Annotated in this window: 12 protein-coding genes; 4 read left to right on the top strand and 8 right to left on the bottom strand. The window is 65.7% G+C overall.

Annotated features, from left to right (window positions below; all coding sequences use genetic code 11):
• Positions 1–55: 55 nt before the first annotated feature.
• From cynS to G332_RS0108105, 8 genes are all read right to left on the bottom strand, one after another.
• The gene (gene cynS / locus G332_RS0108140) at positions 56–502 is read right to left on the bottom strand and encodes a cyanase (protein ID WP_019626502.1); all 447 of its coding nucleotides are present in this window, start codon (positions 500–502) and stop codon (positions 56–58) included.
• A 34-nt stretch (positions 503–536) separates the two neighbouring features.
• Positions 537–1,448 (bottom strand): ABC transporter ATP-binding protein, encoded by a 912-nt coding sequence (locus tag G332_RS0108135; RefSeq protein ID WP_019626501.1) that lies wholly within the window; start codon positions 1,446–1,448, stop codon positions 537–539.
• A 29-nt stretch (positions 1,449–1,477) separates the two neighbouring features.
• On the bottom strand, positions 1,478–2,326 hold the full coding sequence (gene ntrB / locus G332_RS0108130; protein WP_019626500.1) for a nitrate ABC transporter permease: 849 nt from the start codon (positions 2,324–2,326) through the stop codon (positions 1,478–1,480).
• Between the two features lie 3 nt (positions 2,327–2,329).
• Positions 2,330–3,784, bottom strand: coding sequence for an ABC transporter substrate-binding protein (locus G332_RS0108125; protein ID WP_019626499.1), 1,455 nt, complete (start codon positions 3,782–3,784; stop codon positions 2,330–2,332).
• 185 nt (positions 3,785–3,969) lie between these two features.
• On the bottom strand, positions 3,970–5,598 hold the full coding sequence (locus G332_RS0108120; RefSeq protein WP_019626498.1) for a sigma-54-dependent Fis family transcriptional regulator: 1,629 nt from the start codon (positions 5,596–5,598) through the stop codon (positions 3,970–3,972).
• 198 nt (positions 5,599–5,796) lie between these two features.
• On the bottom strand, positions 5,797–6,636 hold the full coding sequence (locus G332_RS0108115; RefSeq protein ID WP_019626497.1) for an ABC transporter permease: 840 nt from the start codon (positions 6,634–6,636) through the stop codon (positions 5,797–5,799).
• A complete protein-coding gene (locus G332_RS0108110) occupies positions 6,633–7,916 on the bottom strand; it encodes an ABC transporter substrate-binding protein (RefSeq protein ID WP_019626496.1) in 1,284 nt (427 codons plus the stop codon). The genes G332_RS0108115 and G332_RS0108110 overlap by 4 nt, the downstream gene beginning before the upstream one ends.
• 45 nt (positions 7,917–7,961) lie before the next feature.
• Positions 7,962–8,825, bottom strand: a complete 864-nt coding sequence (locus G332_RS0108105) for an ABC transporter ATP-binding protein (protein ID WP_019626495.1) — start codon at positions 8,823–8,825, stop codon at positions 7,962–7,964.
• A 411-nt stretch (positions 8,826–9,236) separates the two neighbouring features.
• On the opposite strand from G332_RS0108105, the gene G332_RS0108100 reads away from it, so the two are divergent.
• From G332_RS0108100 to G332_RS0108085, 4 genes are all read left to right on the top strand, one after another.
• Entirely contained in the window at positions 9,237–9,785 is a 549-nt protein-coding gene (locus G332_RS0108100; protein WP_019626494.1) for an OsmC family protein, read from the top strand.
• Between the two features lie 34 nt (positions 9,786–9,819).
• Entirely contained in the window at positions 9,820–10,959 is a 1,140-nt protein-coding gene (locus G332_RS0108095) for an acyl-CoA dehydrogenase family protein (protein WP_019626493.1), read from the top strand.
• A gap of 65 nt (positions 10,960–11,024) precedes the next feature.
• The gene (locus tag G332_RS0108090; RefSeq protein ID WP_019626492.1) at positions 11,025–11,405 is read left to right on the top strand and encodes a DUF302 domain-containing protein; all 381 of its coding nucleotides are present in this window, start codon (positions 11,025–11,027) and stop codon (positions 11,403–11,405) included.
• Entirely contained in the window at positions 11,402–12,853 is a 1,452-nt protein-coding gene (locus G332_RS0108085) for an FAD-dependent oxidoreductase (RefSeq protein ID WP_026340712.1), read from the top strand. Before G332_RS0108090 ends, G332_RS0108085 begins: the two co-directional genes overlap by 4 nt.
• Positions 12,854–12,859 lie beyond the last annotated feature (6 nt).

Here is a 12,859-nt window from a genome sequence, read left to right as displayed (position 1 = left end):
GGGGCGGAACAAGCGACCCGTGCGGGCCCGTTACACGGGGCTGTCTGGCCTGTGATTACCAGCTCTTGTACGGCAGGAATTTACCGTTCCAGATGATCTTGACGCGATCGCCCTTGGGGTCCTCGACCTTGTCGATGTCCATGGTGAAGTCGATCGCGCTCATGATGCCGTCGCCGAACTTCTCGTGGATCAGGGCCTTCATGGTGTCGCCGTAGACGTTGATGGCCTCGTAGAAGCGGTAGAGCACCGGGTCGGTCGGGATGGTCTTGTCCCAGTCCTTGTGCGGGAAGACCTGCAGGGCCTGCGAGACCTCCGGACCGAGGCCGAGGAAACTGGCGAGCTTGTCGGCCTGGTCGCTCTCCAGGTGGTTCATGCCGTAGCAGGCGGAGGTCACGTAGACCTCGTGCAGCCCGGTGGCCTCGGCGATCGCGGCCCAGGTGGTGCCGCGGTTCTCTTTCGCCTCGAGGATAGTGGTGGTCATGGCGCTCTTGCTGAGACTCATCGTGTGCTCCTTGAAGGGGACAGTGGGGAAGGGTTCAGACCGCACGGACCATGCGCGGGCCGGGTTCGGGGTTGGTCTCGGGCTGGGCCGGGTTGAAGATGCGTGGGCGGTGGCGCGGGTCGTCGCCGCGAGCGGCCGCCTCCTGCGCCTTCGCGGACATCGCCTTGGCGCCGTCGACGAGGAAGTCGACCAGGTGGTTGCGGATCGGGTAGTAAGCCGCCTCCTGATGCAGGGTGGCCCGTTTCCGTGGGCGCGGAATGTCGATCTTGACCGACTCGGCCACCTGGGCATGCGGGCCGTTGGTCATCAGCAGCACGCGGTCGGCCAGCAGGATCGCTTCATCAACATCGTGAGTAATCATGAAGACGGTCTGGTGGGTCTCGGACCAGATCTTCAGCAGTTCTTCCTGGATGACGCCGCGGGTCAGGGCGTCCAGGGCCCCGAACGGCTCGTCCATCAGCAGCAGCTTGGGTTCGATGGCAAAGGCGCGGGCAATCCCGACGCGCTGGCGCATGCCGCCGGAGAGTTGCGAGGGCTTGCGGTCCATCGCATGATCCAGGCCCACCATCTTCAGGTAGCGTTCGGCATGTTCGCGGCGTTTGGCCTTGCTCCAGTGCGGCCAGCGGGCGCGCACCGCGAACATCACGTTGTCGCGGGCCGACAGCCAGGGCAGCAGGCTGTGGTTCTGGAAGATCACACCCTGGTCGAGGCTCGGGCCCTTGATCTCCTTGTTGTCCATGATCACGTTGCCGTCGGTGGGCGTGGCCAGGCCGGCGAGCACGTTGAGGATGGTGGACTTGCCGCAGCCGGAGTGACCAATCAGGCAGACGAATTCGCCCTTTTCGATGTTCAGGTCGACCCCCTCGAACACCGTCATCAGGTCGTTCGAATCGGGTTGCGGGAAACGCTGGCTCAGGTTCTCGATTTCGAGGAATCCCTTGCTCATGGTTGTACTCCTGGTTGGGCTGCGCCAACTCAGTCGGCGTAGCGCACGAGTTTGGTGGCCTGGGCGAGGGAGGCATCCAGCAGGAAGCCGACAATGCCGATCATGATGATCGCGAAGATCACGCTGGCGAGATCGAGGTTGTTCCACTCGTTCCAGATGTAGTAGCCGATGCCGGTACCGCCTACGAGCATCTCGGCGGCGACGATGACCAGCCAGGCAATCCCGATGGAGATGCGCATGCCGGTCAGGATGGTCGGGGCCGCGGCGGGCAGGATCACGGTGAACGCCGTGCGCACTTTGGACAGCTCATGGGTCCTGGCCACGTTCAGCCAGTCATTGCGCACCGAGGCGACGCCGTAGGCCGTGTTCACCAGCATCGGCCAGATCGAACAGATGAAGATCACGAAGATCGCCGAGATGTTCGAATCGCGGATCACGAACAGGGCCAGCGGCATCCAGGCCAGCGGCGAGATCGGCTTGAGGATCTGGATGTAGGGATCGAACGCCTTGTTCAGCAGCGGCGACATGCCGATCACGAAGCCGAGCGGGATGGCGATCAGCGCGGCCAGGGCAAAGCCCAGCAGCACGCGGTAGATCGAGTAGGCCAGCTGGATCCCGATGCCCTTGTCGTTTGGACCCGCGTCGTAGAACGGGTTGCTCAGCTCGCTGAAGGCGTGGCTGAACACCTGCGTCGGGGCGGGAATGCCGCTGCTGGAACTGCGGTCGGTGCCACCTCCCATCAGCTGTTCGTATTCGCTCAGCTCGCCCTGCTGGGGCGCGAGGACTTCCGGGGCGGTGGCGAGCTGCCACACACCCAGGAAGACCACGAGCATTACCAGAGACAGGACAGTTGCCCGGAAGTTGAGATTGCTCAACATGGCTTAGCTCCTGCGGATTTCGAAGCTGTCGAGATAGCCTTCCGGGTCGGTGTAGTCGAACACCTTGCCCATGATCTCGAAGTTCTTGTACGTGTCGCTGGGGGCCTCGTAGCCCAGCTCGGTCATCACCTCGGCACATTCGCTGGCCAGGAAGACGTCTTCCGCCAGGCGGTTGTAGTCGAAGTCGCGATCCACATAGCCCCAGCGCTTCATCTGCGTGAGGATCCAGGTCGCCATCGAGTGCCAGGGGAAGGGGTCGAAGTCGATTCGGTGCGGGTCGTTTTGCACGTTGCCCAGGCCGTCGGCGTAGCGACCGGTGAGCACCTGTTCGACCACCGATTGCGGCTGGTTGAGGTAAGCGCGCGGGGAGATGGCCTCGGCGATCTCGGCGCGGTTGTTGATGTCCGAGCTGTACTGCGTGGCCTCGATCAGGGAGCGGAACAGGGCCCCGAAGGTGTTGGGATGCTCGTCGGCCCAAGCCGCGGAGCAGGCGAAGGCGCAGCACGGGTGCCCGTCCCAGATATCCTTGGTCAGCATGTGAATGAAGCCGATGCCGTCCCAGACCGCGCGCTGGTTGAACGGGTCGGGGGCCAGGTAGCCGTCGACGTTCTCGGCGCGCAGGTTGGCCACCATCTCCGGGGGCGGGACGACGCGGATGCTGATATCGCGATCGGGATCCAGCCCGTGCTCGGCGACCAGGTAGCGCAGCAGGAAGTTGTGCATGGAGTACTCGAAGGGCACGGCGAAGGTGAAGCCCTTCCAGTCCTTCGGGTCACGCTTGTCCTTGTGCTTGTTGTGCAGGGTGATGGCCTGGCCGTTGATGTTCTCGACCGCCGGCATGATGTAGTGCTCGCGCGAGGAGCCCGAGCCCAGGGTCATGGACAGCGGCATCGGCGAGAGCATGTGCGAGGCGTCGTATTCACCTGACAGCGACATGTCGCGGGCGACGGCCCAGCCGGCGGTCTTGATCACGTCCACGTCGAGGCCGTGGCGCTCGTAGAAGCCCATCGGGTGGGCCATGATGATCGGGGTGGCGCAGGTGATCGGCACGAAGCCGACGCGCAGCCTGGTCTTCTCCAGCGGCCCGCCGTCCTTGATCGCGGCCTTCACCTTGTCCAGCGGCAGGATGGAACCCAGGGCCGCGGCCACGGTGCCGCCGCCCAGCATCTGCAGGAAGCGGCGACGGTTGATCTCGTTGTGGCCGAACATGCCGCGGACGATGGCGCTTTCCACGGCGCGGTCGATCATGCCCTCGTCGCTCAGGTCCTCGCCGGTCTGGTGGGCGTCGGCCTGCATCGGGGCATGGGTGGCGCGCTGCTCCAGTTTTTCTTCCAGGTCCGGGGACGCGGTGTCGAAGCAACTGCAGCTACCCGGGCCGGTATGGCCGTGGCGGCAACTGGAGCCATGGCGCAGGTCGGCATTGGCGTCAAAGGGATCGTGAAGACTCTTGGTCGGCATGGTCGGCTCTCCTCGTGGCTCGAATCGATGCGGGCATCGTTGCCACGCATATCGAGGGTCTGTGCAGATGCCATGCCAACGAGAGGGAACGGGCGCCCCGGGGCGCCTGCAGGGGCGCGGCGAGCTGACACTTTGACGTCATTCAGGCCAATGCGGACGAATCGTCCGGTGGTGCCGGGGCGGCGCTAAGTGGTTTCGATGCCGAGTTTTTTCAGGCGGTAGCGCAGCTGGCGCGGGGTCAGCCCGAGTTCCAGGGCGGCGCGGGTCTTGTTCCCGCGTGCCTGCGCGATCGCGCGGGTCAGGCGTTCTGCCTCGGAGGCGTGCACGCGCTGGTAGGGGCGCACGGCACTGGTGCAGTCTGCGCTGTAAGGGGGCGCAGGCGCTGCGGGTACGGGCCTGGGGTGCGAGCCTCGGGGCTCGCGCTCGAACGGACTGATGCGGGACTCCTCGTGGAGGATTTCGTCAATCAGTGGTGTGCCGATGCGGCCGTCGGCGGACAGCAGCACGGCCCGCTCGAGTACGTTTTCCAGTTGCCGAATATTGCCCGGCCAGTCGAAGGCCTCCAGGCGCTCCAGTACGCCTTCATCCAGGACCACGTTCCACCCGTGCAGGTGGGTGTAGCGGTCGAGGAAGTGGCGGGTGAGCAGGCGGATGTCGCTGGCGCGGTCGCGCAGCGCCGGCATGTGCAGCGGGATCACGTTGAGGCGGTAGAACAGGTCGAGCCGGAATTCCCCGGCATTCACTGCGGCCTGCAGGTTCTGGTGGGTCGCGGCGATGATGCGCACGTCCACCGGGATATCGCGCGAACCGCCGATGGGCTGGACCACGCGCTCCTGCAGCACGCGCAGGATCTTCGATTGTAATGCCTCCGGCATGTCGCCGATCTCGTCCAGGAACAGCGTGCCGCCGTCGGCCAGGGCGATCTTGCCGGTCTTGGCGCTGGAGGCGCCGGTGAAGGCCCCCTTTTCGTGGCCGAACAGTTCGGATTCCAGCAGATCGGCCGGGATCGCGGCGCAGTTGATGGAGATGAACGGCCTGGCGTTGCGCTGGCTGATCCGGTGGATCATGCGCGCGATCTTCTCCTTCCCGGTGCCGGAGGCCCCGGTCACGAGCACGGTGGCCTGGGTGTCCGCGATGCGGTGGACCTGCTTCAGGACATGGCGCAGGGCCGGGCTCTCACCGAGGATGCCGTACTGCCCGCCCTGGGTGTCCAGTGCGCTCTTCAGGTAGCGATTCTCGGACACCAGTTCGGCGGTGCGTTCGGCGATGAGCTGGTGGATGCGCAGGACCTGGCCGATCATGCTGGCGACCACGCGCAGCAGGTTCAGGTCGTCCTGGAACTGGCGCGAACGGCGGCGCAGGCGATGCACTCCGAGGACCCCGATGGCATGTTCGTCCTGCACGATGGGGACGGCGATATAGGCGACGGTCTCCTGCGGCAGGGTGGAGCGGTCGATGGCGCGCGCGAGATATTCGGGCTCGTTGTCGATGTCCTGGATCAGGGCGATCTGGCCGGTCTTCATCACGCGCCCGGTGACGCCTTCGCCCAGGCTGTAGCTGCCGCGGTCGCGCTCGGCATCGGTCAGGCCGTAGGCGTGGCGGATGCGTAGCTGTCCGCTGTTCGGGTCCGGCAGCAGCACACGGCCGCGGTTGAGGCCCAGCAGCTGCGACATCATCCCGAGGATGCGGTAGATCGCGGCGTCCGGGTCGCCGGAGCGGCCCATGAGCTTGGCGACCTCCAGCAGCAGGGTGATCTCCTGCTCCCGCGTGGCGAGGTCGGGCGGGGTCGAATCGGATGCGTGTTGCGGGGCCATGCGTGAGGATATGCAGAAACCCTGCCAGTGCGTCCATGGCGGCTTGTACAGGTCTGGCGCAGTAGCGGCGCGGTTCGTTTTGGTGCCGGTGCCCCGCGACGGGGCGGGGTGGCGCACCGCTGGCTTGCGCGCGCCTTGCCCGATGGGGGGGAGGGCCCGGCCGGGGTGGCCGGACCCAAGGGGTCCCGCGTGCGGGGATTAGCCTTCGGCGTGGTAGCTGCTGCGCTTGATCAGGCGCACGCAGATGGCGTCGAGCATGTAGCCGATGATGCCGATGACCAGCACAAAGGCAGCGAGCTTGTCGTACTCCAGGGTGTCGCGGGCATCGTTGATGGCGTAACCCAGGCCCGAGGTTACGCCCAGGTACTCGGCCGGGACCAGCACGATCCAGGCCACCCCGACCGCCAGGCGTATCCCGGCGAACACATCCTGCGCGATCGCGGGCATCACGATGTAGCGCAGGGTGTGGAAGGGGTTGGCGCCGAGGTTGGAGCCGACCTTCAGCCACATGGGGTCGATGCGCTGCACACCGTGGGCCGTGGCATAGGTGATGGGCCAGACCGCGGCGATCGCGATCAGGAAGATGATCGCCCCGTCCCAGGTCGCGAAGGCCAGCACTGCGATCGGCATCCAGGCCAGCGGCGAGATCATCCGCAGGAACTGGAACGGCACATGGGTGACCTGCTTCAGGGTCAGGAAGTAGCCGATCATCACCCCCATGGGCACGCCGATGGCGATGGCGTAGAAGAGGCCCCAGCCCACGCGATACAAGCTGGATTCGATCGGCTTCCATACATTACCGGAGACGACCAGATCCCAGAACGCGGCCAGTGTCGGCCCCGGAGCAAAGCTCGCGAAGGCCATCGTGTCCTCGTTGTTGGCGATGGCCCAGCCGCCCCAGTACCACAGGGCGAACAGGCCGGCGATGCCCAGTGCCGGATACTGCACGCGGCGCCGGACCTGGTCGCCGAACCGCAGCAACGGGAGCAGGAGCGCCAGCGCCGGATTCGGTTCGTTTAGCGTGGCTTCGCGGTTCATAGCACGACCACCTCTTTGCGTTCAAAGGGCGAGTCGAGATCCACGCCCGGGGCGTCGTGCCAGGCCGTGTGCTTCTCCATCGCCTTCTTCACGAAGTCGTAGTTCACGAGGTCCCGGGTGACGAAGTCGGGATCCAGGTCGTCGAGAAAGGTGGTGTCGCCACCGACCAGGGTCTCGTTCATCGCGCCGACCAGCATCTTGGTGGCCGACGGGTAGGGCCAGGGCGAGAAGTCGATACGCCCGTTGCCCCAGTCGGCATGGCGGATCGCACCGCTTTCGGCGTAGCTGGTGTCGTTGGTGTAGTTGGTCATCGCGCGTTCCACCACGTTGGCGGGCATTGGCAGGTAGCCCTTGCCGTCACGCGAGAGCATCGTGGCGATGCTCTTCTTGTCCTCCTGGATGGTGCCCTGGGCGCGGACCACGGCATTCATGACCTTCTGCGTCCACTCCGGTTCGCGGTCGGTCAGGCGTTCGTTCATGCAGACCACGCAGCAGGGGTGGTTCTTCCAGATGTCGCCGGTGAAACGCAGCAGGTTGCCCCGGGCCAGTAGCTCGCCGGCCGCGTTGAACGGCTCGGCGACGATGTAGGCATCGATGGAGCGCGCGGCGAGGGCCGGCGGCATGTCCGGCGGCGGCATCAGCATCAGGTTAACCTCGTGCGATTCCAGGGCCGAGCCCTGGTCGCGGATGACCGGGGTCAGCCCGGCGTCGCGCAGGGCCATCTGCATGACCACGTTGTGCATGGAATACCAGTACGGGACGGCCACGCTCTTGCCGCCCAGATCGGAGAACGACTGCACGTCCACGTGGCGCCCGGTGACCACGGCGGAGCCGTTGGTGTGGGCCCAGGACATGATTTTGACCGGGAAGTCGTTCTGATAGCGCATCCACAGCGGGATCGGCTTGAGCAGATGCACCAGGTTGAAACGGTTGGCGGCGAAGGACTCGATCAGCGGCGACCAGCCGCGGATCAGGGTCGGGTCCGCGACCTCCAGGCCTTCGTCCTCGAAGTACCCCTCGGAGTGGGCGACCAGCAGCGCGGCGGCGTCGGTGATCGGGATGTAGCCGATACGCACGACGCCGTCGAAGTCACTGACAACGCCCTCGGGTTCCTCCAGGCTGCCCGGTTCGGCACCGAACAGCGATCCGGGCAGGGCCAGCCCGGTGCCGGCCAGGCCGCCGACGGCGGCGGTGCGCAGGAAGTTACGCCGGGAGAAGCTGCGGTCCAGCAGGCTGTCCAGCTCGCGGTCGATGTCGTGGTGATTGTCGCAATTGCACATGGTGGTGGTTCCTCGGTATCGGGTTCGGGTAGGAACAGCGATGGATCAGGCGGCGCGAGCGCGCTTGCGGGATTCGCCAGCGACTGCCTTCGCCGTCGGGCTCTGGGCCGCGGCTTCGGGCGTTGTGATTCGGGATTCGTCGGTTTGTTGCGGGTCGGCTGGTGGGGTGCGGGTGGCGCCGAAGTGCCCCATTAACTCGGCTTTGAGGTCGACAAAGGCCTGACTGTTGCGATCGCGCGGGTGGTCGATGTCAACGCACAGTTCGGCGGTGATCGTTCCGGGGTTGGAACCCATCACCAGTACGCGGTCGGCCATCGCCACGGCCTCCTCGATATCGTGGGTCACAAACACAACGGAGATGCCGCGTGCGCGGGCCAGGCGCGTGACCTCGTCCTGCAATGCGACGCGGGTGAAGGCATCCAGAGCGGAAAACGGCTCGTCCAGGAGCAGCAGTTCCGGATCGGTCGCCAGGCTGCGTGCGAGGGCGACGCGTTGCTGCTGGCCGCCGGACAGCGATTGCACGTTGACCTCGGCCTTGTCGGTCAGGCCGACGGTTTCCAGCAGCTCGTCGATGCGGCCCTGCATGGCCTTTTTTCGGCCCTGGAAGATCAGCCCCAGCGAGGCGTTCTTGCGTACCGTCATCCAGGGGTAAAGCGAGGGCTTCTGGAACATCATGTTCCAGCGCGGGCTTGGTTTGATCACCTGATGCCCGTTGATGCGTACACAGCCTTCGCTGGGCAGCAGCAGTCCGGCCAGCATGTGCAGCAGGGTGGATTTGCCACAGCCGCTTTGACCGATCAGGGCCACGGTCTCGCCGGGACTGACATTGACCCGGATGTCTCTCAGCGTGGGCTGTTCCTGCCCGGGATAGTGGTGCGTGATGCAGTCGATGGAGATGGCGGCGCCCATGGGATTCCTCCTGGCCTCGGTTCATGTTCCGCCGGGTCGGTATGACGCGGCGGACGTGATACACGGGGTCCTTACAAGGGGCGTGCCAAATATCCAGTGAGGACCGGGGCGGTGCGTCCCGGACGGGCGGAAGTCGCTTTGTAGCGCGGGTTATGGGTGGGGTATGCCGAGCGGTGTGCCTCGCGCCGGAGGCGGACGCGGTCGCAGCATGACGGACAGAGTGGACAATCTGTCCGTCATGCTGCGACCAAAGAGAACGAATTGTCACTTTCAGGCCTGAAGGAGAGCGTACCGAGAGGCTGGGAATTGGCGTCATGACGCTCTTTTTACGGTTTTGGCACGGCTTTCGCACGGATCTGCACGACCCGGCGTCAGGCCGGGCAAGACCCGATAACCGTGAGGAGCAAGATCATGTCCGTAGTCGAAGCCACCACTTCCCTGTCCATGGACGCACTGGAGCCGATTGACCATGGCGGCCTGGACAACCTGGCCGCCAAGGGCAAGGCCAACCCCGAAAACATTGTGACCCTGAAGGCCACCACGGTCTGCGAAGGCAAGTTCCGCAATCTGACCTTCGTGCGTGATCTCGAGGCCCACGTGATCGACGAACCGCCGCACCTGCTGGGCGACGACACTGCCCCGAACCCCTCCGAGGCCGTGCTGGCCAGCCTGGGGGCCTGCCTGTCCGTCGGCATGCATGCCAACGCGATCGACCGCGGGATCACCCTGACCAAGCTGGAGCTGACGCTCGAGGGCGACATCAATGTCACCGCCGTCTGGGGCGTGGGTGATACCGATGTGAACAAGCGCCTGGGCTTCAGCGATATCCGGGTGAAGGCCCATCTTGAGGGCGATGCGAGCGAGGCAGCACTGAAGGAGCTGGTTGCCCACGCCGACTTCTGGTCGCCGGTGGCCAACACCATGCGCAACCCGGTGAATGTCAGCGTCGAACTGGCCTGAATCACCCGCCATTCCCGAACGGGGGAGAAACTCCATGCTGCAAACCCGTACTGATGGACAGACGGGGGTGTCGCCGGCCGCAGGGCCGGCGGACGCCGACATCCCGCTGAAGGCGCTGGTGGAAAGCGACCTGGCGCCGCTGACCGCCCGCATCGACCGCGAGGGTGTCTACCCCGAAGCATTCCTGCGCGAGGCCGGTCGCCTGGGCGCCTTCAAGCGTCATCTGGCCAGCCAGAACGCGACGGCGAGCACCGATATCGCCGGGGCCATCCGCGCGACCGAGGTGATTTCCGCCGAATGCATGACCACCGGCTTTGTCGCCTGGTGTCAGAACGCCTGCGCCTGGTATGTCGAGAACAGCGCCTCCGACGTACTGAAGCGCGAGGCCCTGCCGAAGCTGGCCAACGCCGAGGCGCTGGGCGCCACTGCGCTGTCCAACCCGATGAAATGGTTCGCCAATATCGAGGACCTGAAACTGACGGCCGAGCGGGTCGACGGTGGTTACGTGGTCTCCGGCGCGCTGCCCTGGGTCTCGAATCTGGGCCAGGATCACTATTTCGGTGCCATCTTCCGCACCACCGGTGACAATCCGCGGCCGCTGATGGCGCTGATCAACTGCGCTGATCCCGGTTTTAGCCTGACCGCCTGCCCGGAATTCACCGCACTGGAGGGCTCGCGCACCTTCGGCTGCCACTTTGACCGGGTGTTCGTGCCGGATGCCCATATCCTCGCCGACCCGTTGCCGGAGTACATCCGCCGCATCCGTCCCGGCTTCGTGCTGCTGCAGATGGGCATGGGGCTGGGGCTGATTGATGGCTGTATCCAGACCATGCGCGAGGCCAACGAGACCCTGGCACATGTGAATGGGTACCTGGATGACCAGGTGGGTGAACTGGAGGAGGTGCTGGGGGATGCCCGTAGCGCCTGCTACGCGCTGGCGGAGACCCCGTTCGATGACTCCGAGGCGTTCTTTGCCGATGTGCTGCAGTTGCGCCTGACCGGTTCCGAGATGTCGCTGCGCGCCTCGCAGTCCGCGCTGCTGCATTGTGGTGCGCGCGGTTACAAGGCGGATGCCGCGGCCCAGCGCAAGCTCCGCGAGTCGTACTTTGTCGCCATCGTGACGCCCGCGATCAAGCACCTGCGCAAGGAGCTGGCGCGGATTCACGCGCATTGAATTCGTGCCCCAACCCGGCCGGCCCCGGTGTGACCGGGGGCGCGCCCCGAATCCAGGGAATCCCCATGTTGCAAACCATCACCCGAATGGACCCGGAGAACGCCGTGGAGCGTCTGAAGCAGGCGATCGAGGCCCAGGGCCTGAAGCTGGTCTCACATATCAACGGCCAGGCCAATGCGGCGAGGATCGGGGTCGAGGTCCCGACCGACCAGATTCTCGAGGTGTTCCACCCCCATTACGCCGTGCGGGTCTGGCAGGCCTGCAAGCCCGCCGGCATCGATATCCCGCTGCGTATTCATGTGTCCGGTGAAGGCGATGTCCTGCGGGTCAGCACGCGACCTGCCAGTGCGGTGTTTGCCCCATGGGGTGAGCCCGACCTGCAGGCGATCGGGGCCGAACTGGATCCAAAACTGCAGGCCATTCTCGACAGCCTGGAGGCCGCGTGATGAGCAACACCGACGATTTCAAACGCTACATCTGCAAGGTGTGTGGCTACATCTACGACGAGGCCAGGGGCGATCCGGATTCCGGGCTCGCACCCGGCACCCGCTTCGAGGACATCCCGGATGACTGGTACTGTCCCGACTGTAACGTGACCAAGGCCGACTTCACGGCCCTGGAGCCGCGCGCGGCCGAGCCCGATACCACTGCCGTAGCAAGTGTCTGGAGCGGGCCCGAAGGCGGCAATGATCCGGACGCGATCGTGATCATCGGTGGCGGCATGGCGGGCTGGGCGCTGGCCGAGTCCCTGCGCGAGCGGGATCCGCACCGTACCATCCGTCTGATTACTGCGGATTCCGGCGATTATTACAGCAAGCCACGCCTTTCCAATGCCATCCAGCGCGAGGTAGCGCCCGCGGACCTGGTCGAGGAAACCGGACCGGCGCGTGCGGCCCGCCTGCGCATCGAGCTGATGCCGTTCCTGCGGGTGCTGGATGTCCAGCGCGAACGCAAGCGCGTAATCACCCCGCGCGGGGGTATCGCCTACGGGCAGCTGGTACTGGCAACCGGTGCGCGGCCGCGACAGCTGGCGTTTGCCGGTGGTGCCGAGGCCCCGCTGGTGGTGAACAGTCTGGATGACTACCGTCGCTTGCGTGTGGCGCTGGAAGCCGGCGCTGCCGCCCCGGAACGGACCCGGGTGGCGATCATCGGTGCTGGTCTTGTGGGCTGTGAACTCGCAGATGACCTGAGTGCCGGTGGCTATCCGGTTGCGCTGGTGGAACGTGCGCCGGGGCCGCTGTCCGGGCTGCTCCCGTCGTTACTGGCGGAGGATCTGCGCGCGGCCCTCGAAGCGTGTGGCGTGCAGTGGCATACCGGGGCTACGGTGGAACGGATCGAGATGAGTGAGCAGGGTTGCCGACGACTGTCCCTGGCGGGTGGAGACACGATCGAGGCCGAAGTCGTGATCAGTGCCCTGGGTCTGGTGCCCAACCGGGCGTTGGCAGAGCGTATCGGGCTTGCCTGTCACCAGGGCATTGAGGTCGATGCCTTCCTGGGAACCACGGACCCGGCGATTCACGCCCTGGGCGATGGCTGCGAGTTCGACGGCCGCCTGCGGCCCTATGTGGAGACCTTGCGCGGGCAGGCGGCGGCGCTGGCACGCACCCTCTCCGGCGAGCCCACGGCCTACCAGCCGGATGCGGGCATCGTGCAGGTCAAGACCTCGAGTCTGCCGTTGAACGTGCGCCCGCCGCAGCAGAGCGATGCGGGCGCGGGCGAGTGGGTCGAGATCGTCGGTGACGGCACCGGGCGCCATCTCGAGTATTACGCCCGGGGTCGGGTGGCGGGGTTCGCGCTGTCCGGCGTGCATGCCCGCGGCGTACGTGAGCTGGAGCGGCGTCTGGGCCAGCCCGCGTCTGCATCCGACGAGCACCGCCACCGCCTGGCCTCCTGAGGCCCG

Source organism: Thioalkalivibrio sp. ALJT (assembly GCF_000381825.1).
GTDB lineage: Bacteria > Pseudomonadota > Gammaproteobacteria > Ectothiorhodospirales > Ectothiorhodospiraceae > Thioalkalivibrio.
Note: the sequence above shows the minus strand (reverse complement) of the source record. Positions and strands in the feature narration are given on the sequence as shown.

Coding starts and splice junctions, on each gene's coding strand:
- G332_RS0108115 (WP_019626497.1), bottom strand. CDS start 6,636: ATGAACCGCGAAGCCACGCTAAACGAACCGAATCCGGCGCTGGCGCTC.
- G332_RS0108120 (WP_019626498.1), bottom strand. CDS start 5,598: ATGGCCCCGCAACACGCATCCGATTCGACCCCGCCCGACCTCGCCACG.
- cynS (WP_019626502.1), bottom strand. CDS start 502: ATGAGTCTCAGCAAGAGCGCCATGACCACCACTATCCTCGAGGCGAAA.
- G332_RS0108095 (WP_019626493.1), top strand. CDS start 9,820: ATGCTGCAAACCCGTACTGATGGACAGACGGGGGTGTCGCCGGCCGCA.
- G332_RS0108100 (WP_019626494.1), top strand. CDS start 9,237: ATGTCCGTAGTCGAAGCCACCACTTCCCTGTCCATGGACGCACTGGAG.
- G332_RS0108105 (WP_019626495.1), bottom strand. CDS start 8,825: ATGGGCGCCGCCATCTCCATCGACTGCATCACGCACCACTATCCCGGG.
- G332_RS0108090 (WP_019626492.1), top strand. CDS start 11,025: ATGTTGCAAACCATCACCCGAATGGACCCGGAGAACGCCGTGGAGCGT.
- ntrB (WP_019626500.1), bottom strand. CDS start 2,326: ATGTTGAGCAATCTCAACTTCCGGGCAACTGTCCTGTCTCTGGTAATG.
- G332_RS0108110 (WP_019626496.1), bottom strand. CDS start 7,916: ATGTGCAATTGCGACAATCACCACGACATCGACCGCGAGCTGGACAGC.
- G332_RS0108135 (WP_019626501.1), bottom strand. CDS start 1,448: ATGAGCAAGGGATTCCTCGAAATCGAGAACCTGAGCCAGCGTTTCCCG.
- G332_RS0108125 (WP_019626499.1), bottom strand. CDS start 3,784: ATGCCGACCAAGAGTCTTCACGATCCCTTTGACGCCAATGCCGACCTG.